Annotated in this window: 19 protein-coding genes and 2 tRNA genes; 12 read left to right on the plus strand and 9 right to left on the minus strand. The window is 59.6% G+C overall.

The features are described from left to right. Window positions 1–33 precede the first annotated feature (33 nt). Window positions 34–1974, plus strand: coding sequence for a heavy metal translocating P-type ATPase (locus ACOH1Z_RS03735; protein WP_449647136.1), 1941 nt, complete (start codon window positions 34–36; stop codon window positions 1972–1974). Here the strand turns inward: ACOH1Z_RS03735 and ACOH1Z_RS03740 are convergent. Continuing rightward, window positions 1971–3215 (minus strand): acyl-CoA dehydrogenase family protein, encoded by a 1245-nt coding sequence (locus ACOH1Z_RS03740; protein ID WP_449647137.1) that lies wholly within the window; start codon window positions 3213–3215, stop codon window positions 1971–1973. The two genes, ACOH1Z_RS03735 and ACOH1Z_RS03740, sit on opposite strands and share 4 nt — an antisense overlap. A gap of 349 nt (window positions 3216–3564) precedes the next feature. Here ACOH1Z_RS03740 and ACOH1Z_RS03745 point away from each other — a divergent pair, with 349 nt between their 5' ends. Further along, complete coding sequence (locus tag ACOH1Z_RS03745; RefSeq protein WP_449647138.1) at window positions 3565–4242, plus strand: DsbA family protein; 678 nt, start codon at window positions 3565–3567, stop codon at window positions 4240–4242. A 152-nt stretch (window positions 4243–4394) separates the two neighbouring features. Here ACOH1Z_RS03745 and ACOH1Z_RS03750 read toward each other — a convergent pair. Further along, a tRNA-Glu gene (locus ACOH1Z_RS03750) sits at window positions 4395–4467 on the minus strand. Window positions 4468–4547: 80 nt separating this feature from the next. Here ACOH1Z_RS03750 and ACOH1Z_RS03755 point away from each other — a divergent pair. After that, complete coding sequence (locus ACOH1Z_RS03755; RefSeq protein ID WP_449647139.1) at window positions 4548–5012, plus strand: hypothetical protein; 465 nt, start codon at window positions 4548–4550, stop codon at window positions 5010–5012. Window positions 5013–5038: 26 nt separating this feature from the next. On the opposite strand, the gene ACOH1Z_RS03760 is transcribed toward ACOH1Z_RS03755, so the two are convergent. Beyond that, window positions 5039–5971, minus strand: coding sequence for a diacylglycerol kinase family protein (locus ACOH1Z_RS03760; protein ID WP_449647140.1), 933 nt, complete (start codon window positions 5969–5971; stop codon window positions 5039–5041). A 66-nt stretch (window positions 5972–6037) separates the two neighbouring features. Here ACOH1Z_RS03760 and ACOH1Z_RS03765 point away from each other — a divergent pair, with 66 nt between their 5' ends. From ACOH1Z_RS03765 to ACOH1Z_RS03790, 6 genes are all read left to right on the plus strand, one after another. Continuing rightward, window positions 6038–6673, plus strand: coding sequence for an MBL fold metallo-hydrolase (locus ACOH1Z_RS03765; protein WP_449647141.1), 636 nt, complete (start codon window positions 6038–6040; stop codon window positions 6671–6673). A 121-nt stretch (window positions 6674–6794) separates the two neighbouring features. Next, window positions 6795–7421, plus strand: a complete 627-nt coding sequence (locus tag ACOH1Z_RS03770; protein WP_449647142.1) for a TetR/AcrR family transcriptional regulator — start codon at window positions 6795–6797, stop codon at window positions 7419–7421. Further along, window positions 7418–9100 (plus strand): MDR family MFS transporter, encoded by a 1683-nt coding sequence (locus ACOH1Z_RS03775; protein ID WP_449647143.1) that lies wholly within the window; start codon window positions 7418–7420, stop codon window positions 9098–9100. The genes ACOH1Z_RS03770 and ACOH1Z_RS03775 overlap by 4 nt, the downstream gene beginning before the upstream one ends. Window positions 9101–9222: 122 nt before the next feature. Next, window positions 9223–10968, plus strand: coding sequence for a cation:proton antiporter (locus ACOH1Z_RS03780; protein ID WP_449647144.1), 1746 nt, complete (start codon window positions 9223–9225; stop codon window positions 10966–10968). Between the two features lie 117 nt (window positions 10969–11085). After that, a complete protein-coding gene (locus ACOH1Z_RS03785; RefSeq protein WP_449647145.1) occupies window positions 11086–11544 on the plus strand; it encodes an LpqB family beta-propeller domain-containing protein in 459 nt (152 codons plus the stop codon). Further along, a complete protein-coding gene (locus ACOH1Z_RS03790; RefSeq protein WP_449647146.1) occupies window positions 11541–13166 on the plus strand; it encodes a DUF5671 domain-containing protein in 1626 nt (541 codons plus the stop codon). The genes ACOH1Z_RS03785 and ACOH1Z_RS03790 overlap by 4 nt, the downstream gene beginning before the upstream one ends. On the opposite strand, the gene ACOH1Z_RS03795 is transcribed toward ACOH1Z_RS03790, so the two are convergent. The 3 genes from ACOH1Z_RS03795 to ACOH1Z_RS03805 all read right to left on the minus strand — a co-directional run bounded on the left by ACOH1Z_RS03795 (window position 13147) and on the right by ACOH1Z_RS03805 (window position 15243). After that, window positions 13147–14070, minus strand: a complete 924-nt coding sequence (locus ACOH1Z_RS03795) for a nucleotidyl transferase AbiEii/AbiGii toxin family protein (protein WP_449647147.1) — start codon at window positions 14068–14070, stop codon at window positions 13147–13149. The two genes, ACOH1Z_RS03790 and ACOH1Z_RS03795, sit on opposite strands and share 20 nt — an antisense overlap. Next, window positions 14067–14900, minus strand: coding sequence for a type IV toxin-antitoxin system AbiEi family antitoxin domain-containing protein (locus ACOH1Z_RS03800; protein ID WP_449647148.1), 834 nt, complete (start codon window positions 14898–14900; stop codon window positions 14067–14069). The genes ACOH1Z_RS03795 and ACOH1Z_RS03800 overlap by 4 nt, the downstream gene beginning before the upstream one ends. A gap of 82 nt (window positions 14901–14982) precedes the next feature. Beyond that, complete coding sequence (locus ACOH1Z_RS03805) at window positions 14983–15243, minus strand: hypothetical protein (protein WP_449647149.1); 261 nt, start codon at window positions 15241–15243, stop codon at window positions 14983–14985. Between the two features lie 351 nt (window positions 15244–15594). On the opposite strand from ACOH1Z_RS03805, the gene ACOH1Z_RS03810 reads away from it, so the two are divergent. After that, window positions 15595–16050: an SRPBCC family protein gene (locus tag ACOH1Z_RS03810; protein ID WP_449647150.1), complete on the plus strand. Its 456-nt coding sequence runs from the start codon at window positions 15595–15597 to the stop codon at window positions 16048–16050. A 113-nt stretch (window positions 16051–16163) separates the two neighbouring features. Here the strand turns inward: ACOH1Z_RS03810 and ACOH1Z_RS03815 are convergent. After that, a tRNA-Gln gene (locus ACOH1Z_RS03815) sits at window positions 16164–16235 on the minus strand. Window positions 16236–16337: 102 nt separating this feature from the next. On the opposite strand from ACOH1Z_RS03815, the gene ACOH1Z_RS03820 reads away from it, so the two are divergent. Both ACOH1Z_RS03820 and ACOH1Z_RS03825 read left to right on the plus strand, forming a co-directional pair. Beyond that, window positions 16338–16889: a PadR family transcriptional regulator gene (locus tag ACOH1Z_RS03820; RefSeq protein WP_449647151.1), complete on the plus strand. Its 552-nt coding sequence runs from the start codon at window positions 16338–16340 to the stop codon at window positions 16887–16889. After that, window positions 16886–17323, plus strand: coding sequence for a hypothetical protein (locus ACOH1Z_RS03825; protein ID WP_449647152.1), 438 nt, complete (start codon window positions 16886–16888; stop codon window positions 17321–17323). Before ACOH1Z_RS03820 ends, ACOH1Z_RS03825 begins: the two co-directional genes overlap by 4 nt. Window positions 17324–17326: 3 nt before the next feature. Here ACOH1Z_RS03825 and ACOH1Z_RS03830 read toward each other — a convergent pair whose 3' ends face one another. Beyond that, a complete protein-coding gene (locus ACOH1Z_RS03830; RefSeq protein ID WP_449647153.1) occupies window positions 17327–18292 on the minus strand; it encodes an NAD(P)/FAD-dependent oxidoreductase in 966 nt (321 codons plus the stop codon). After that, window positions 18289–19779, minus strand: a complete 1491-nt coding sequence (gene gltX, locus ACOH1Z_RS03835) for a glutamate--tRNA ligase (protein ID WP_449647154.1) — start codon at window positions 19777–19779, stop codon at window positions 18289–18291. The genes ACOH1Z_RS03830 and gltX overlap by 4 nt, the downstream gene beginning before the upstream one ends. Window positions 19780–19845: the final 66 nt, after the last annotated feature.

The following is a 19845-nucleotide window of genomic DNA, read 5'->3' on the forward strand; positions in this document are numbered from 1 at the left end:
AATCGCGGTGGACGCCTGCTGTACAGTCTTCCCATGCTGACGATTGCCTCTCCGCCGCCGTCGCGCGCAGATGCACTGCCACCGTGGTGGACGGATCGTGCTCTTGCACTGCCTGCCGCCTCTGGGCTTTTGCTCGTGGCGGCATTTACCGTGCAGCTGTGGGGAGTAACCGGCTGGCCAACGACGCTCCTTTATAGTCTCGGCTTGATTGCCGGTGCAATCACTTTCGTGCCGGGCGCTCTCCGCCGCTTGGTGCGCGGGTCCCTTGGTGTTGGCTTGCTCATGACGATTGCGGCCGTGGGAGCCGTCGCGCTCGACCACGTTGCCGAAGCAGCCGCACTCGCCTTCCTCTTCTCGATCGCCGAGGCCCTCGAAGATCGTGCAATGGACCGTGCTCGCCACGGACTGCGAGCGCTCCTGTCTCTTGTGCCAGAGACTGCAATCGTGGAACGCGAGGGGAGTATTTCGCAGATTGCAGTAGCCGACATTCTCATCGACGACATCCTCATCGTGCGTGCTGGCGAGCGGGTAGCCACCGACGGAATTGTCACAAGCGGGCGCAGCAGTGTCGACACCTCGGCAATAACCGGAGAATCGATGCCCATCGCTGTCGATGCTCACAGCGTCGTGCTCGCGGGGTCCATCAATGGAATCGGCACTCTGCGCATCCGGGCAACCGCTGAAGGCACCGACAACTCCCTCACCACGATCGTGCGACTTGTCGAAGAAGCAAATAACCGCAAGGGTGAGCGCGCTCGCCTCGCCGACAGAATTGCCCGGCCGCTTGTGCCCCTAGTTTTGGGAGTCGCCGCCGCGATCGTCGGCTACGGTTTCCTCGTTGGCGAACCCGCACTATGGACGGAACGTGCCCTCGTGGTGCTCGTAGCCGCTTCTCCGTGTGCTCTCGCAATCGCTGTACCCGTCACCGTGATCTCAGCAATTGGCGCAGCAAGCAAGCTCGGGATAATCGTCAAGTCTGGTGCAGCCTTCGAACGGATGGGCAGCATCCGCACCGTTGCTTTCGACAAGACCGGAACGTTAACGCAAAACCGTCCAACCGTTGTCGTCGTGGAAACCATTGACGGAGTGACAAGCACCGAAGTGCTCAGCATCGCGGCTGCACTAGAGAGTCACAGCACACACCCACTCGCGAATGCAGTGCTCGCAGAACGACCCGAGTATTCCGAGGCGACCGAGGTGCGCGAAGACGCCGGGCGAGGGATCTCGGGAACACTCAACGGCGTGCCCGTGCGAGCCGGAAGCGTGCGCTTCCTCGATGTCGCAGGACTCTCCCCCGTCGCGCAGCGCCTCGCGAATGAAGGCATGACTGTGATAGCCGTGGAACGAGACGGTCAAGCAATTGGGCTCATGGGTGTGCGCGACGAACTTCGGCCAGAGGCTGCCGAAGCAGTCGAGCAACTTGCGCAGGCGGGCATCCGCACCCTCATGCTCACGGGAGATAACGCTCGCACCGCCGAGACACTCGCTCGCCAGGCAGGAATCACCGATATTCGCGCCGAGTTGCTGCCGGCAGAAAAGTCGAACGCCATCGCAGCGCTCGCCACAGAATCACCAACCGCGATGATTGGCGACGGTATCAATGATGCGCCAGCACTCGCCACCGCCGATGTCGGCATTGCGATGGGAGTGGCAGGCTCAGCGGCTGCCATTGAATCTGCCGATGTGGCCTTCACCGGCAACGACCTGCGCCTCATCCCCGTTGCTTTGGCTCATGCCCGCCGCGGACGACGAATCATGACCAGCAACATCGCACTCTCACTAGCGATCATTGTTGTGCTGTTTCCGCTTGCCCTCACCGGAACGCTTGGTCTCGCAGGAGTCGTTCTGGTGCACGAGCTTGCCGAGCTCATCGTTATCGTCAACGGAATCCGCGCGGCGCGACTCTCGCCAAGCTTTGCGGAGGTTCCGCTCAGTGTCGACAAACCACGCGCACGCATCGACATCCGGTCTTAGGTATACCAGCTAGGCTCCGGCACCTCGTTGAGTAGCACGTACTGACCGACCTCGCGCTTCTTATAGGGCACTGGGTCGTGCAAGCTATGGGTTCGCAAGTTGCGCCAATAAATATCCAAGCCGACCGAATTAGCGGATGCTCGCGCGCCCGTCAGCTCAAATACCTTCGTCGCCGTCTCAAGCCCGTCTTCGCTGATGCGGAGTTTTCCCGCAGCGATGCGTACAGCGATTTCTCCGCGACGTCGTGCGGTGAGATCCGCGCGAGGCGCATGCAAAACCGCGCTGATTTCGCTCCCGACCGCGTCAAGCAGCGCCTCATCCGCCCACAGCTTTGATTGCAATTGGCCGTAGCCCTCAAGGATGTACCACTCCTCTGATGCGTGCGCTTTGTTGTCTCCGCCATAGGGCCAGGCGCGACTCTTCGTACGTGTATACGCAGAAGCGTTCTCGATTGCCCTCTGGGCGATACCGAGATAGAAATTTGCGAAGACCAGTTGGATGGCGGGAACGTTGAGGGTGCCGTAAGTGAGCGGCTGGAACTCTTTGTTAACGAAACCCAAAGCGGAAGCCCAACTCGTGCGCACACCGTTGATCTGCACTGAACCTGACTCGGTAAGGCGCTGGCCGAGATTGTCCCAATCACCATTGAACACGATGGCTGACTGATCGGTCGGAACGATCGCGAACACGTGGGTGTTGGTGCCTTCGAGGATGCCCTCAAGCACCGTGAGATCCGAAACGACACCGCCGGTGGAGAATGACTTATTTCCGGTGAAGACGATGTCGTCTCCGGCCTCCGTGACCGTCAAATCGGAGTCGCGGGGATTGACGGCACCACCAAAGAGGAAGTTCTTCTCGGTGTACAGCTGCTCTATGTCAGCGATCTGCTCATCCGTGGCGACAAGACGTGCTGCCCACGCCCACAGGTAGTGGTAACCAAGAAGCTGGCCTATTGAGCCGTCGCCCCGAGCTATCGTGCGGATGATCTTGTAGGTCGTCTCCCATGACTGCCCTCCGCCGCCATGCGCGATCGGCCCGAGCACGGTCACAAGTCCCGAGTCCTTGAGTAGTTTCACTTCTGCGTGCGGTGGCTGGTTAGCGGCGTCGCGTTCACTAGCGTCGGCGGCGAGGATGTCAGACACCTCAACTGCGCGTTGCAGCCAGCTCTCTGGCGTGGTCGGTCGGTGTATGGATTCCCAACGATTGCCAATCGCGTGGATGGTGCTGGTGCTGTCTGACATGGTCGCTCTCCTCAGTTATAGACCCCCTTTTCTGGGTGGTGTTGGCTACATCCTGTGCCTGATTCCAGCGACCGTCGAGTTTGTGTCGACTTCATGTCGTTGCGCTACCGCTTGTTACGCATCGTGTGCTTTCGTGACTAATCTCGATCGCTTTTTTTGGCGCGAACCCGCTGCCACAGCGACCGCACCCGACGTCGGGCCCTACTCCAGAACGCTCGCGCTCGCGATCGAGCTCGGGCTGCCGCGTGCCGTTCGGCGTCGCGCGACTTGCAGGCAAAGGACAGGCTGCGGAGCGACTTCCCGGCTACCCTTGAGCGGAACTCACTGTCAAATCTCAGTCGGAGACTCCATGAAAAAGGCCCTTGTCCCTACCCTGGTTGCGCTTGGTGTGCTCGTCGCTCTCGCCGTAGGCGTGTTTATCTACGTTTCCGTGAACGCGGCAGACACCAGCCCCACCAATGACGCGAGCGGCGGCACTGCGCAATCACCAAGCTCGGCGGTAGCAAGCGACTCCCACTATCTGGACACAGCGGATTCGGATGCGGTGACCGTAGTTGAATTTCTCGATTTCGAGTGCAGCGCCTGTGGCCAGTTTTATCCCTACGTCGAGGCAATGCGCGAGTACTACGACGGCAAGATCAACTATGTTGTGCGCTATTTTCCCCTGCCGAATCATCCGCACTCGATGGAAGCGGCCATTGCCGCCGAGGCTGCGGCACAGCAGGGTGAATTCGAAGCGATGTATCAGCAGCTTTTCGAAACCCAGGCGGAGTGGGGCTTTGCCGATGGTTCGCAAGCGAGCGTATTTCGTGACTATGCCGCCGAGCTAGGGCTTGACCTCGATGCTTACGACGCAGCTATTGACGATCCAGCGACTCAAGCTCGCGTAGAAGCAGACTTCGAGGGCGGACAGGCGCTTGGCGTCAACAGCACTCCATCGTTTTTCGTGAATGATGAGCTCGTCGATACTCAACGCGTTGAGGATCTGCCCGAGGCGATCAACGAGGCGCTCAAGACAGCGCAGTAGGGCGCGCTAAGGGTGGGCAGAAGGCCGTGCAGGCGGCCGCCGGCGCACAGAGTTGCCACCGACGACCGCCAGCCCTGGTTCGCGAAGCTCGACCGCTTAACGACGAAAGTCCCGGCCCTGTTCAAACGAACATGACCGGAACTTTGCTACTGTGACCCCAGCGGGATTCGAACCCGCGTTACCGCCGTGAGAGGGCGGCGTACTAGGCCTCTGTACGATGGGGCCGTCACAACAACTAGAAAAGTATGCCACAAATTTGGGGCAATATTTTCCACCACTGCCAATTCCGAACCACAGGACCATTCTTGACTACTATCACGCGCGCCACCACTGCCACCATCGTTGCGACCGCAGTGCTCGCCGCCCTCGCGGGGTGCTCGCTGCTTTATCCCGAACTTGCGCGCGACGATAACGGTCAGGTTCTTGAGCCCGCCATTATCGGCTCCACCGATTTGCTCGTCGGAGACTGCTTCAGCTTCGTTGACGGCAGCAATCTCAGCGAAGCTGAAGTTGCTCCATGCACCAACGCTCACACCCACATCGTGATCGGCAAGGGCGAGCTAGCGAAAGCAGAAATCAGTGAAGCTGGTGGCCTGCAGAACGCTGTGTCGTCATCCTGTGCCGAGACATTTAGCGAATTCAAAGAGACCGTCGCTGACGGCGTTCGCCCCGATCAAGAGTTCATCGTCTCAGAACGTACGACAGAAGACGACGTACTGATGACCGACTACGCCTGCATCGCGACCGATGCAGCCGTGCCTGCAGCGTAACTACCAGCGGCCGAAACCTCGGCGGATTATTCCCGCTGGTCGAGGATGCGAAGCACGCCAGGAACCATAGTGATGTCGATCGGTAGCGCAGCAAACCGCTCACCATCGGCATAGGCCGTGACATCCTCAGACTCAATGCGGATGCGTTTTCCGCGATAAACCGTCACCCGAGGATCGCTGAGATGTGTGCCCGAAAACACGCGCGGGAACACGCGCAAGAAAGCCAACCGCGAAAGGGCCTCGACGACAAGAACGTCAGCGAGACCGTCATCCACGAGCGCGTCCGGCGTCACTTTCATGCCGCCACCCAGCGAAACGTTATTGCCGACACTAATGAGCGCACCCGTGGTCTCGATCACCATGTCATCGATCGTGAGTTTGTAGGTGATGGCGCGCAATCGCAACAACTCGATGACGAGAGCGACCGTATAGCGGCTCGCACCCTTGGGCCACGACATTAGGTTGGCGCGTTCGTTGACAATGGCGTCAAATCCGGCAGACAGCACACACGCGAACCAGCGTGTTGCCGGGGTGCCCGTAGCTTCATCAACATAAGCAACGCTGCCAGCATCGATCGCACGCGACGGCCGACCAAGGCCGCGCACGATGCTCGCGATAGCGGCATCTGTGTTTGCAAAGGGGATGCCCAAACCTCTGGCCATATCGTTGCCGGTTCCCGACGGGATGATTCCCAACGGAACCTTCGTCTTCGCCACCAAATTGGTGCCGAGATTGACCATGCCATCGCCGCCAACGACCAGAAGAGCATCCGGCTTCTTAGCGACAGCTTTGCGGCCGCGCTTCAGTAGCAACGCAAAGTTCGGCTCCTCAAGAGCGGTGACCTCATGACCGAGGGCACGCAGTGCCTCAACAGCCTGGGGGCCAACATGTCTGCCTTTACCAAAAGACGCTGTCGGATTGATCGCGACAATAAGACGCAGGGGTTTGATCGACTCCACCTGATCAGTATGTCGCACTGATTCACATCGGATGCACCACTGACATCACCGGTCTAGGCTCAGGACATGAATGTCACCAAGTATGAGCACGCGTGCCTCGTTCTTGAGCACGAAAACCAACGACTCGTCATCGACCCCGGTGGGTTCACGGAACCACTACCGGAACTCGACAACGTGACCGCGATCGTGATCACCCACCAGCACCCCGACCACTGGACGAGTGAGCAACTTGCGCGCATTCGGGAAAACAATCCCGACGCGCCCATTTTCGGCCCTGCCGGTGTCGCGGCCGCTGCCAGCGACTGGAATGTAACGACAGTTGTCGACGGCGCGACCGAAACTATTGGTGTCTGGAAACTCGAATTTTTCGGCGGCGAACACGCTGTCATCCACGAATCAATCCCGGTGATCGACAACCTGGGTGTGCTCGTCAATGGTGAATTTTGGTATGGCGGAGATTCATTTACCGTGCCACCCAAGCCTGTTGTGAGCGCCGCAATCCCCGCTGGTGCACCGTGGTTGAAGATCAGTGAGGTCATGGATTACGTGGCTGAGTTGGCACCGAAGCGCGCATTTCAGACACACGATGCCGTGCTCTCTGACAAAGGACTCGCGCTGTCGGCCGCCCGAATCACGGATGTCATGGCGCGCTACGGCGGCGATTTCACTGTGCTGCAGCCCGGCGAATCGCTTGCGCTCTAGGTAATTTTCGCGGCTCTGGGGTGACCGTTCGGCTGTCCCAGAGACGATTCCGCGAATCTTCTGAGCATCCTCCCAGCTTTTTGCAGTTGTGCATTTTTGCAGTCCCTGCAATTATTGCTGAGTGCCTGATACTCCTCCCCTCGGTCTTCGCGACCGCAAGCGACTCGAAACGCGACTGCGCATTGAGACCGCTGCGGTCGAGATCGTCACGGCTGAAGGGCTTGACGGCGCCACAGTCGACATGATCAGCGACCGTGCCGACATCTCGCCGCGCACCTTCTTTAACTATTTCGAGAGTAAAGAGAATGCCATCCTCGGCATCCAAGACATCGGCGAAGTTCAGCGCGCGATCGACGCCGGAGTAGCCGGTGCAGAAACCGACGACTTGGTCGCTGCGATCGTCTCCACCATGTTCCACATCTTTGGCCCGATGGCCGCACGAACTCAGCTCAAAACTCAGCGGATGGCTCTTGTTCAAGAACACCCGCGTTTGTTGAGCCGACAGATTCACCAATTCACGCAACTGAACAGCACAATGGCTGCTGCCGTTGTCGAATTCCTCACCAAGCGAGAAGCGACGCTTCCCCGCGACCCCGAACAGGTCGCTGAAATTGCCGTAGCCACTTGCGTCGCATCCGTTCGAATCGCAGTAAAGGAATGGATCGCTGATGGCGCTACCGCCGACATCGACTCCATGTACCTTCGCGCGGTCGGACTTACACGAGAAACACTGAACACATTTCAATGACAACTACCAATGAACCCGAAGTCATGACCACGAGTGATCCGGCAACAAAGCGCAGCATCTTGCTCTTGTTTGCGGGCCTCATGGTCACCATGCTGCTTTCGGCACTCGACCAGACCATTTTCAGCACCGCTCTGCCCACCATCGTCGGCGAACTCGACGGCGTCAACCACATGCTGTGGGTCACGACCGCTTACATTTTGGCATCCACAATCATGATGCCGGTCTACGGAAAGCTCGGCGACCTCGTCGGTCGCAAGGGCCTCTTTATCGGGGCAATCTCGATCTTCATGATTGGTTCCGTCGTTGGTGGCCTTGCTCCCGATATGACGTGGCTGATTATCGGTCGCGCCGTTCAGGGGCTCGGTGGCGGTGGCCTCATGATTCTTTCGCAGGCGATCATCGCCGATGTGGTTCCCGCTCGAGAGCGCGGCCGCTACATGGGTGCGATCGGTGGCGTTTTTGCGCTCGCTAGCGTCGCGGGCCCCCTATTGGGCGGTTGGTTCACTGAGTCCATCGGATGGCGTTGGGCATTCTGGATGAATATCCCGCTTGGTGCACTCGCAATTTTCGCTGCTGTGACCCTGTTGAAGCTTCCGAAGACCTCGAAGCGCAAGCCGACGATCGATGTTGCCGGCATGATCCTGCTCGCTCTCACCTCTACCGCGATCGTTCTCGTCACCACGTGGGGCGGAACGCAGTATGACTGGGATTCGCTCATCATCATCGGCCTGATTGCTCTCGCCGTCGTTGCCGGATTCTCCTTCGTCATGGTGGAGCGCGCTGCGGCTGAGCCGATCATGCCGTTGCACATGTTCAAGGAACGCAACTTTGTTCTGACCACGGCATCCGGCCTCATCACGGGTATCGCCATGTTTGGTGCCCTCGCCTACATGCCCACCTACCTGCAGATGGTGACGGGCGTGAATGCTACCCAGGCCGGATTGTTGATGATCCCGATGATGGGTGCTCTGCTCGTGAGTTCGGTGACGGCTGGTCAACTGGTGAGCCGGACGGGTCGCTACAAGTGGTTGCCGTTGACGGGGTCAATAATTGTGGCGATCGGTTTGGCACTGCTCTCGACGATGACCCCTGATCTGCCTATTTGGATTCTCTGCTCTTACCTTGCGGTGATGGGGCTGGGGCTAGGTATGAGCATGCAAATTCTGGTGCTCATTGTGCAGAACACTTTCCCGAACTCCCAAGTGGGTACCGCGACGGCATCGAACAACTACTTCCGTCAGATTGGTGCCTCTATTGGTACCGCAGTTGTGGGCAGTCTCTTCGTTGCTCGCCTCACGGAACTTTTGGGCACTCGTCTTCCGGCCGCTGCCGCTGGGGCAACTGGCGACACTAACTCGTTGACCCCTGCCGCAGTGCGCGACCTGCCGGATGCGGTGCGCGAGATCATCGTGGGTTCGTACAACGACTCGCTGACCCCGGTGTTCCTCTACATGGTGCCGCTCGTGCTTCTCTCGGCTGTACTGCTGGCCTTCGTGAAAGAGGTTCCGCTGGCGACCACCATCAAGCGTGACGAACCAACCGACACCCTCATTGTGGCCGGCGAAAGTGATGCAGAATCCCACGCCGAATCGGATGTGGACTCGGATGCCGAATCTCACGAACTGACGACAGTGAGTGATCAGTCCGGCGCGATTTCCATAATTCGCAGCCAGCCTTAACTGTTGGTGGCGGTGACCACAAGGTCACCGCCACCGGTTGAGGGGCCCGTCTGGACCCAACACGAGTTCTCTTTTCGAGCTCCCCCAGCTTCTCGATAAATCGTTGCTGCATGGTTAACCCCATGACTGAACTGCTAATCGTGATGGTGGTCGCGCTTATCGTGATTGCCGGAGCAACTCTCGTCGGACCTCGCCTCGGGGTGGCTTCGCCCCTCGTGTTGGTGGCGATTGGGGTTGTCGCAAGTTTGGTGGTGCCGGCGTTCAGTTCGGTGGAGATTGGCCCAGAGCTCATTCTTCTTGGCGTCTTGCCGCCACTGCTCTATTCGGCTGCCGTGTCATTGCCGACCATGAACTTTCGGCGCGAATTTGGGGCAATTAGTGGGCTCTCAGTTGCGCTAGTCGTGGGCACGTCGCTCATTTTGGGTGTGTTCTTCATGCTCGTGATTCCCGGGCTCGGGTTTGCCTGGGGCGTTGCGCTCGGGGCGATCATTAGCCCGACGGATGCTGTCGCGGCATCCATTGTGAAGCAGACCCCGGTGTCGAAGCGGGTCGTGGCGATGCTTGACGGTGAAAGCCTGCTCAACGACGCCACCGCGCTCACCCTGCTGAGGGCGGCGATTGTGGCCACTGCCGCCTCGTTCTCGTTCTGGGGCGTCGTCGCATCCTTTTCGTATTCGGTCGCGGTTGCTCTCGTCATTGGCGGGGCGGTTGGCTGGCTGAACCTAGAGGTGCGTAAGCGCATCACCGATCCGACCGTCAATACTGCGCTCTCCTTTACTGTTCCCTTTGTTGCCTCTATCCCCGCTGAGCTTTTGGGGGCGTCTGGGCTGGTCGCCGCGGTTGTTGCTGGGCTCGTCACCGGCGTTCGAGCGGCCCGCGTTCTTTCTCCCCAGAACCGGCTGTCAGATTCCCAGAACTGGCGCATGATCGAGCTTGTTCTTGAGGGCGGCATCTTCTTGTTGATGGGATTGCAGATTTCGAGCATCCTCACCGATGTGGAAAACGATGATGCCGGAATCAAAGCCTCGCTGCTGAATGCGGTGGGGGCGCTCGTCATTACTGTTGTGGTTCGCGCTGCTTTTGTCGCACCGCTGCTGGCGGTGCTGTCTCGACGATCGCGGCGGCACGCCAAAATGAAGCCCCGAATGGAAGTGATTCAGGAGCGACTGACAACCCCGCAGGAGATTCTGGATGCCCCAGCACACCCCAGTGGCCTCACCCCCACCAAGTCGGCTCGCTACGTTAATCGGGTCACGTCACTGGTGACTCGCTCGCTGGCCGATATCGAATACTTTTTGCGCGAACCACTCGGATGGCGTGAGGGCACCACGGTGGTGTGGGCGGGGATGCGCGGCGCTATTACGGTCGCTGCAGCGCAGTCGCTTCCCATCGACACTCCCCTGCGCTCGACACTCGTTCTTATTGCTTTCGCCGTAGCGGCCATGTCATTGCTGGTGCAGGGCGGAACTATCGGAGCGGTTGTCCGACGTATCGCGCCGAAAGTGGATCAGGCTGTCGAGGATGAACGGGCAACCACCGAGCGCACAAGGCTGTTTGCTCTACTTAAGGCGAGCGCCGCGACAGTGCCGAAGCCTGCTGCAGCGGGTGACGAAGTAGAAATCAGCACGGTCAATGGCGACCAGTTGGAGGGCGACGATCACTCAACGTCCGACGAAGACTATGAGCTTCGGCGAGCACGCTTCGACACAGAAAAGCGACACCATCTCGCCGTCATCCGCGCCCAACGCACGGCACTCCTTGATGCCCGCGATAACGGAATATTCGATGCAGATGTGCTCGAGAATGCGCTCGACAATCTTGATGCCACGCAAATTACGTTGGAAATGCGGGGTAAGCCTACAAACTGAGTGTGCGTCGCTCGTGGGTCGGGTGCAACATCCGCGGCACGTCGACGCTTCAGGACACGATCCGAACAGGGCACGAAGACAGTGGTTTAAGTGGCGCTGAGGGTAGATGATGTCCTCATGACGCAGCAATCCGTTCGACCAGATAGGACGCTCATCGCGATCCTTTCCATCATTGCCGCCATTGTGGTGATTGCTCTCGTGGTGGTGTTCACCCGGGGCGGGGCCGCGGAGGTCGACCCCACAACGCCGGAGGGGGTTGTGCAGTCGTATTCGCTGGCAGTTGTTGATAGCGACTATGCGGCGGCGCGCGATTTTTTGTCGACCGAGCTGCGTGAGAATTGCGACAAAGCTGACCTGAACACGATTCAGGGGCTGCGGATGACCGTCATTTCGTCAATCATCAACGATGACAATGCCGTAGTGCGGGTATCGATGGAGCGCGGCAGCGGTGAATTCGGCGGATCAGGTTATGTGTCTGAGGAAGTGTTCGCCCTCGTTCTTGAGGACCGATCATGGAGGATTGAGTCAGCTCCGTGGGATCTGACTCTCTGCTACAACCAAGGGATAAGCGAATGACGTCAATGAGCGCGACTCCGGCGGTCGGGGGCGTGCAAACGGTGCGCCGCGTTATCACGTACCTGTTGCTCGCGACGACGGTGATTATTGCCGCGAGTGGTGTCAGCGGGCTCCTCGATCGCTTGTTCTCGGCGAGCCGTGTCGAGGTCAGTTTCGATAATTACGGTCTGGCGACATCGTTGGCTTCTGCTCTGATCGCTGGGCCCCTAGCTGCTCTGTTGTGGTGGTTGACGTGGCGGGATGCGGCAATGGCCCGCGACCGAGCATCCGTTGTCTGGCCTGTTTACCTCATGCTGATGTCGACGGTGGCTTTGCTGGTGTCGACAATTTCACTCTTTACGTGGGCTGCAGAAGCCATTGTCAATGGTTGGCAACCGTATGGGCTCGCGGCGGGCATTGTGTGGGCGCTGGTGTGGCTGTGGCATTACTGGATGTGGCGTCACCCCAGCAAGGCTCCGACCCGGCTGCCAGGCGCGGCACCCGCAATCGCTTCTCTTATTGGCCTCACGTACGCTGCCGGTGGTGTGGTGTGGGCTCTCGGTCAACTCATTGATTCTGCGGTGGATGCGGTACTCGGCTCGGTAGTGATTAGCGATCCGGTGTGGCAGCTGGTCTTGCAGGGGCTGGTGTGGGCTGTTGGTGGTGCGCTGTTGTGGTGGTGGCATTGGTTCCGTGTAGGTGTGAGGGAACAATCGCACGGTTTTTCGAATGTGCTACTGGTCTTTATCGCGGGAATCGCCTCGATTGCGCTGTTTGCGGCGGGCATCATGGTCACGCTCACCGCCATTCTTGAGCTGATAACGGCGTCGCCGCAGCCGATCGCTGTCACGCTTGAGCCTCTAGGGATCGCGATTGCCAATGCGGTCGTCGGCGCGCTCGTGCTGGTTTATCACGCCCGTGTTGTCTCGGGACGTTCGGCCGGGGTGCGTTCGGCTACGCGGCTCGCGAGTGCCGGTGTTTCGCTCGCGTATGCGGCGTCAGGTGTTGGCGTGATGGTGAATGCGTTGCTCGCTACGTCGAGTAGTTCACTTATTGAGGGCAACATCCGCAGTCTGCTATTAGGCGGGCTCAGTGCTCTGATCGTGGGTGGCGTGCTGTGGTGGATGTTGTGGAAGCCACTGCAGGCGTCAACCCCTGAGCGTGTTGCCACCCCTGGCCGACGCATCTATCTGGTGATCATTTTTGGTGTCAGCGCGTTGGTGGCGCTCATCACGTTGCTCGTGATCGGGTTCCAACTGTTCTCGTTCTTGCTCGATAGCGGCAGTGGCGAAAGCTTCGTTGAGCGTTCACGTCAGGCTCTCGGGCTTCTCACGGCCACGCTTCTTGTTGCGGCTTACCATTTTGCGATCTGGCGAAACGATCGCCACTCTGACGTTGCCGACGAACGCGTCCAGCGCATCGGTCGTGTGACGCTTGTCGCTTCTGGCGATAGCTCTGAGATTGTGGATGCCGTTCGTGCCTCGACTGGCGCTCGGGTCACGGTTCTTCAGCGTGCAGATTCAGTGCTGCGGGAGCCGGATGTCGCGGCAATCGTTGCCGCACTCGACGGCGTTGAGGCAGCTCATGTGCTCGTCGTCGCTGGGGTCAAGGGAAAGGTTGCAGTTATTCCGCTCCAGGGCTGAGCTCGCTCCAGCTTCTGTTTGACGGGTTCCAGAGAGAGTCTTCGATTTCCCCGCGGAGAACTGGATCGAGGAACCTGTTCATCAGTTCCATGGCGCTAACGATAGTGGTGAATTCAGCACATGCGGGGGTCGCGCGCGCCATTCGCGAATACGCGGGGCCCCACGATTGAGGAACGACTAGCTCAACTATTTCGGGTAGCTTTCTGCGCGCGCTTTCTCTCCGAACAGCGCGCAGTAGCGAGTCTGAGTAGATTTCCTGGGTGGTCGCGAACACCACAAGGTCGATGAGGTCTTTCTCACGCGTGGATGCCCCTGTTGAGTAGGTCGCTAATGTTGCACAAATTTTGTCCGCGATTTGATCGACGACGGGGTACAGCCGATACGGTGCACTCCTCAAGCGTGGCAGGTCAAGCGCGCCTGCAGGGTGTTGAACCGTGATCTCGTCCGTGAGCCCGGCTCCGGTAGCGAGGTCAATTTTTATGTGGTCTCTCTGTTGAGCTCCAAGATAGACGGCGAATGTGACGCGCATCCCTTCGGTATATGCCTGCTGATCACCCGCGAGAATCAGTTCGTGGGAACTGTAGACGAACTGAAAGTGGTCGCCGAGGTCGACTTCAGCAAGTCGGCGCAATTCAGCCAATGACTGTTCGAGCGAGTATCCGGAGCGATATAGGTCTATGTCGAGTGTTGACCGTGCATCAGGTACGCGTGCGAGCACCCCGGTGCCGCCTTTGAGTATCCAGTCGGAGGTGGGTGAAGCGAAGACGCGGCTGAGGAACCGACGAAATTCTTCCTGCCGCAACCGTTCTTGCACGGTCACGGTTGAGTCGGCGGCGTGCGCCTTCTTCGCGGCGTCTTTGAGGGCTTGCGCAACTCCACTGCTCGATGAGTACGGCTCGTTCACCGGTGAGACCGTTCACCGACATCGTCGAACCCGCGACTGTGGGATGCGATGCTCACTAGCTTCGCCATTTCGCCGAGCGGAGCCAGAGCTCTATTCGCTTGCGTGGCAATTGGTCTTGTTGCGAACGCTGCTGTGATTGCGTCCGCAATTCCTGGAATGGCGACGAGTTGCTTTGCTAGCGACACGGTATCAACTCCTGCGGCTGTGAGTATGTGCTCAAGAAACGCTTCTGCGTCACCGTCATTAAACCCATTTCTTGCAGCGAGGGGCTCGAGCAGTTCGAGTAGTCGTTGTCGATCTAGCGAAGTTTTCCGCGTCGCATCTCTTACTACCGCTGCGAGGAGGCTCAGGTCGGTTCGCGCTTCCACAAGGTCGGCGATTGTGCGCTCGATAGTTGTGACGGGAAGGCCCGCAACGATGGTGATGTCTTTGCGGTCTAGCGCGCGCTGCCGATAGCGGATCTCACGGCGTTGGGTTTGTCGCCTTGTGGGCACAGTGAATTCGTGGTGAAGAGCCCGAATGTCGCCAATCCCATGAAGGGAGGCTGCTGATTCCCCTGAAATAACGACCCCTTTTTCTGCATCGCGAAGTCGTTCCTCAGCCAGACGAGTTGGGTCAGTGCTGAGCCACGCAGCCTTGAGCTCTTCGCTCACATCGTTTGGTGCAGCGGTATCCCGGTAAACCCCTTGAGTAAGGCGTTCAAGTGCTCCCCGTTCTTCGGAACGCGCAAGAGTCAGTCGAGACACTCCCGCCCGCGCCGCTTGCGCAGTGGTCACCATTCCCCACTGACTTGCCGTAATTTCGGCGAGAGCATGTTCAACTTCTCGCATGTCCATACTTGAAATGTATCCTCCTGAGTGAAACAAATCAAGCTTTATTGCAGAAGAGTCCAGAAGCTGGCTGGTAGCTTCCTCATTCAGCGCACTCCAGTAGCGCGTCATTCCACCTGTGATCTTCGGCGCTTGCTCTGAGGTCGCCCGTGTACTCGTCAATGGGCACGACGCCGATTGCCCCGGCGTCGATTTCGGGGCACTGTGCCACGATCACCCAGCGGCCCGCCGGTTCACCGCCGTTATAGGCGGGCGCGATGTCGAGAAGCGGGATCGACAGGTCGTAGATGCGAAGGTCATCGGGAAGCAATGGTGTGGCCTCCAATACGGTCAGCCCAATCACGCTCTCGTACGTTGGGGGCGGTGGCGCGGTGCACGAGCTCAGGCCGATCGTTAGAGCAACTGCGGAAAGCCCAAGACCTGCTGCTCTTATCCCCTTCAGGAACGCCTGGCCTCTAGACGACAACAGTTGCACCGATAAGCGTTAGAACTTTCGGACTTAGGCGGGACGTAGTTCTCACTGCAACTCCCTCGTTGGCACAGCTTCGTTGCGATGATCGTACCTGTCTGCCCCGTCATTGCGCGATAGTTTTTCGCCCGCGGTGTGTGGTGTTGCGTGAGATTTGCCGGATCGCTCAAGGCCGCACGAACCGCCCCCGCCGAGGCTCGCGCTGGCGAACAGTAGGCTCAAGTTATGACGCAGTTGATCGTGCTCGATACGGTGTTCGATGCCCCGATCGCTGAGGTGTGCGCGATGTCGTTGAGCGTGAACCTGCACCTCGATTCGATGACGCACCACCGCGAAAAAGTTGTCGCGGGCCGCACGACAGGCCAGTTCGTGGATGGCGATGTGGTGACCTGGTCGGCGCGACACTTCGGTTTGCCGCTGCGGCTAACGATCCGAATTTTTGATGTGGATGCTCCGCACCGGTTTGCGGATGAACAAGTCCGCGGCCCTTTCGCCGCCTACCACCACGAGCATCTCTTCACCGAGATCGACGGCCGCACCCACATGCAGGATCGACTCACCTTCGCGGCCCCCTTCGGGCCACTCGGGCATCTCGCAGAGAAACTGTTCCTCCGCCGCTACATGCAGACGCTGCTTGAGGAGCGAAACGCTGCGCTCGTTCGCGTAGTTGCAGGTCGCTAGATCGATTCAGATCGGCACCGGCCGGCGAGTTGCGCAATGACGGCGCTCACCTACAGCAAAGAAAAAACCCGGCGCGAGCCGGGCTGAGCGGGAGTTGCTCCCTAGTCGTTTTGCTGGGGTACCTGGACTCGAACCAAGAACAAAAGAATCAGAATCTTCCGTGTTGCCAATTACACCATACCCCACAGGATTCAGCCGAAGCCGAACCGATTTACTACTTTAGCGCATCCTGAGCGCGCTGTGGTTCACCCCTTGACGCCATATAGGACTTGTCCTATATTCAGTACATGTCCCTACTCCACGCGGTGCTCGGTTTCGTCGCAATCCAGCCAATGACCGGCTACGAACTCGGCAAAGCGTTCTCAACAACTGCCGCACACTTTTGGTCAGCCGATCAGTCACAGCTCTACCGCACCCTCCACCGCGCCGAAGCCGACGGCCTCGTTGAAAGCACCACCGTCGAGCAGACAACACGACCCGACCGCCGCTTGTACACGCTGCTCAAGCCAGGTAGAGAGGCATTGGATGCCTGGCTGGCCTCCCCCCTCGAACCAGAGAACTCCCGCGAACCCTTTCTGCTGAGACTCTTCTTCGCCGCATCGCTCGGCACCGCCGGCGTTATCGAACTGCTCGACCAACGTCGCTCCGCCGCCATCGAACTCCTCACCACGCTCGATGCTCTCGCCTCGAGCGCACCCCACAAACCCTCGAAAACCACTCTCGCCATCCGACTGCAATACGCAACGCTCGAATCGGGACGAACCCACGCGCGCGCCGAGATCACGTGGCTCGATGAGCTTCGCGCCCAACTCACCGACCACAAGGAGTCCGCTCGATGAACGACAACGCCAACCCCATCCACCGCGCTGCGCGCATCGGCGCCACTATCGCGGCCGTGCTCTTCACCCTGGTCGCGCTCTTCCAACTCGCGGTCGTTCTCGGGGCACCCCTCGGCGAATACACCCAGGGCGGGGCGAACAAAGGCACGCTCCCCGCTCAGGGCCGTGTCATTGCGGGCGTCTCTGCCGCACTCGTTCTCGTCATGGCAGCAGCAATGCTCGCTCGCACCGAACGCGGCCCCGCGAGATTCGCCCCACGCCGACTCATCGCCGTGCTCGCCTGGATCACCACCGCCTATGCGGGTCTGGGCGTCATCCTGAATCTCATCACGCCAAGCGCCGTCGAACGAGCAGTGTGGGCCCCCGTCACAGCCGTGATGTTCGCGGCGTGCCTCGTCACCATGCTGCTGACGCGCGGCCGCGCGGCGAAGTAGCCCCTAGAGCAAGTCGCGGTTGATGACCGCGGCAACCTCAGCACCGTCACCCGCGGCAACAATGAGTTGCTGGGGGCCGGGCGGGGTGGCATCACCAATCGCATAGGCTCCCGCCGTGGTGGTGCGGCCGGCAGCGTCCACGACAATCAGTCCCTCCGCGTCGAGTGCGAGCTGCAGGCCCGCCGCATAGTCGAGCGCCGTCTCATAGTCGGGGCGCACAAACGCGGCCTCGCGTGCGATAGTTTCGCCGTCGGCAAGCACAACGCCGTTCAGACCATCACGGTCGCCCGCAACATCCGCCACCTCACGACGATCCACGCGAACACCACGCCCCGCGAGCATCGCCTCATCAGCGTCGCTCACGTGGCCAACGCCCTGCGTGAAAACAATCAGATCGCGACTCCACTGCGAGAGCAGCAGCGCCCGCTCGGCGAGGTCATCCGTGTGCCCAATCAGCGCAATCGGGCGATCCGCATACTCATAACCGTCACACTCCATGCACGAATGGATGCTCGTGCCATAGAACGCGCGCAGCATCGGCAACTTCGGCAGAACCTCGCGCAACCCCGTCGCGATCAGCACGGTGCGGGTAGTGACCGCTCCCCCGCGATGCGTCACCGCAAAGCCGGCGCCGACGGTCGCAGAAGCGACCTCGGCGTCGCTCGAAACCCCACTCGTGGCATCCGCTTCATCAGCAGCGACAAGAGGCTCGATACCCTCGACGATCGTGCGCTCAAACTTCACGTTCGGATACTGCTCGAGCTCCTCCCGCCCCATCTTGCGCAGCTCGAGAGGAGAAATACCATCGCGGCTCAAAAAGCCGTGCGAGTGAAACGTCGCCGAATTACGGGGGCGATTGCTGTCGAGCACGAGAGTGCGACGACGCGCTCGCGCCAGATTCAGGGCAGCGCTGAGTCCGGCCGGTCCGCCGCCGACAATGACAACATCCCAGTCGAACTGCTCACTCATAGCTGCGCGCGCAACGCCTTCAAACGAACCAGCGACGACTCTTTACCGAGCAGTTCCATCGACTCGAACAGCGGCGGGCTGATGCGGCGACCAGCGATCGCACTACGCAACGGACCAAACGCCAAACGTGGCTTCATTTCCTTCACGTCAATAAGTTCGGCGCGGAGAGCCGCTTCGATTGCATCGTGCGTCCACGTATCAAGATCAGTCAGTACGGCGATCGACGCGTCCAGGACCTCGGGGCCTTCGGCCTTCGGCATTGCATCGGCATCAACCGTGAGTTCAGCATCCGGAGTGAACAAGAACTGCAACAGTGCCGGCGCATCGCCCAGCAACTGCATGCGCTCCTGCACGAGTGGCGCAGCAGCAGCGAGCGTCGCCAGCTCAGCCTCAGTGGGCTCCGCCGAAATTACGTCAGCAGCAACGAGAGACGGCACGAGACGGCCAGCAAATTCTTCCGCCGACAGCAGACGGATGTGGTCGCCGTTCAGCGACTCCGCCTTCTTTACATCAAAACGGGCCGGGCTCGGCGTCACATTCTCAACATCGAACGCCGCGATCATCTCTTCGACCGAGAACACGTCGCGGTCGGGAGCAAGCGACCAGCCGAGCAGCGACAGGTAGTTGATGAGGCCCTCGGGGATGAACCCGCGGTCACGGTGGTGGAACAGGCTCGCCTCAGGGTCACGCTTGGACAGCTTCTTGTTGCCCTCGCCCATCACATAAGGAAGGTGACCGAAGCGCGGAATCGCATCCGTCAGCCCGATCTCAATAAGTGCCGTGTAGAGGGCGATCTGGCGAGGAGTGCTCGAAAGCAGGTCTTCACCGCGCAGCACGTGCGTGATGCCCATGAGTGCGTCATCCACGGGGTTCACGAACGTGTACAGCGGAGCACCATTCGGGCGCACCACAACGAAGTCAGAGAACGAACCGGCGGGGAACGTGATGTCGCCACGAACCAGGTCATCAAAGCTCAGATCAGAGTCGGGCACGCGCAAACGCAGTGCCGGCAGGCGACCCTCTTCTTTGAATGCCGCGATCTGCTCAGCGGTGAGGTCGCGCTCGAAGTTGTCGTAGCCCTGCTTGGGGTCGCGACCGTTAGCCACGTTGCGGGCCTCGATCTCTTCACCCGTCGCAAAAGACTCATACAGGTGACCGGAAGCCTTCAGCTTCTCAATGACCTCAAGGTAGATGTCGGTGCGCTGCGACTGACGGTACGGCTCATTCGGGCCACCCGTCTCGACGCCTTCGTCCCAGTCAAGCCCCAACCAGCGCATCGCGTCGAGAAGCTGCAGGTAGCTCTCTTCGCTGTCGCGAGCGGCATCCGTATCTTCAATACGGAACACCATCTTGCCGCCCATGTGGCGCGCATACGCCCAGTTAAACAGGGCAGTACGAATCAGCCCAACGTGGGGCGTACCCGTAGGTGACGGACAAAACCGAACGCGAACGTCGGAAGCGGTTGCAGTAGAAAATGGCGCAGACATTGCCACCATTCTATGCGAGACAAGCCTGTGCGGCAGAGGCTGCCGAAAGCAGCCCCTGCACCCAGA

Source organism: Rhodoglobus sp. (genome assembly GCF_053580035.1).

Coding starts and splice junctions, on each gene's coding strand:
- ACOH1Z_RS03735 (WP_449647136.1), top strand. CDS start 34: ATGCTGACGATTGCCTCTCCGCCGCCGTCGCGCGCAGATGCACTGCCA.
- ACOH1Z_RS03740 (WP_449647137.1), bottom strand. CDS start 3,215: ATGTCAGACAGCACCAGCACCATCCACGCGATTGGCAATCGTTGGGAA.
- ACOH1Z_RS03745 (WP_449647138.1), top strand. CDS start 3,565: ATGAAAAAGGCCCTTGTCCCTACCCTGGTTGCGCTTGGTGTGCTCGTC.
- ACOH1Z_RS03765 (WP_449647141.1), top strand. CDS start 6,038: ATGAATGTCACCAAGTATGAGCACGCGTGCCTCGTTCTTGAGCACGAA.
- ACOH1Z_RS03775 (WP_449647143.1), top strand. CDS start 7,418: ATGACAACTACCAATGAACCCGAAGTCATGACCACGAGTGATCCGGCA.
- ACOH1Z_RS03780 (WP_449647144.1), top strand. CDS start 9,223: ATGACTGAACTGCTAATCGTGATGGTGGTCGCGCTTATCGTGATTGCC.
- ACOH1Z_RS03785 (WP_449647145.1), top strand. CDS start 11,086: ATGACGCAGCAATCCGTTCGACCAGATAGGACGCTCATCGCGATCCTT.
- ACOH1Z_RS03790 (WP_449647146.1), top strand. CDS start 11,541: ATGACGTCAATGAGCGCGACTCCGGCGGTCGGGGGCGTGCAAACGGTG.
- ACOH1Z_RS03800 (WP_449647148.1), bottom strand. CDS start 14,900: ATGCGAGAAGTTGAACATGCTCTCGCCGAAATTACGGCAAGTCAGTGG.
- ACOH1Z_RS03810 (WP_449647150.1), top strand. CDS start 15,595: ATGACGCAGTTGATCGTGCTCGATACGGTGTTCGATGCCCCGATCGCT.
- ACOH1Z_RS03820 (WP_449647151.1), top strand. CDS start 16,338: ATGTCCCTACTCCACGCGGTGCTCGGTTTCGTCGCAATCCAGCCAATG.
- ACOH1Z_RS03825 (WP_449647152.1), top strand. CDS start 16,886: ATGAACGACAACGCCAACCCCATCCACCGCGCTGCGCGCATCGGCGCC.
- ACOH1Z_RS03830 (WP_449647153.1), bottom strand. CDS start 18,292: ATGAGTGAGCAGTTCGACTGGGATGTTGTCATTGTCGGCGGCGGACCG.
- gltX (WP_449647154.1), bottom strand. CDS start 19,779: ATGTCTGCGCCATTTTCTACTGCAACCGCTTCCGACGTTCGCGTTCGG.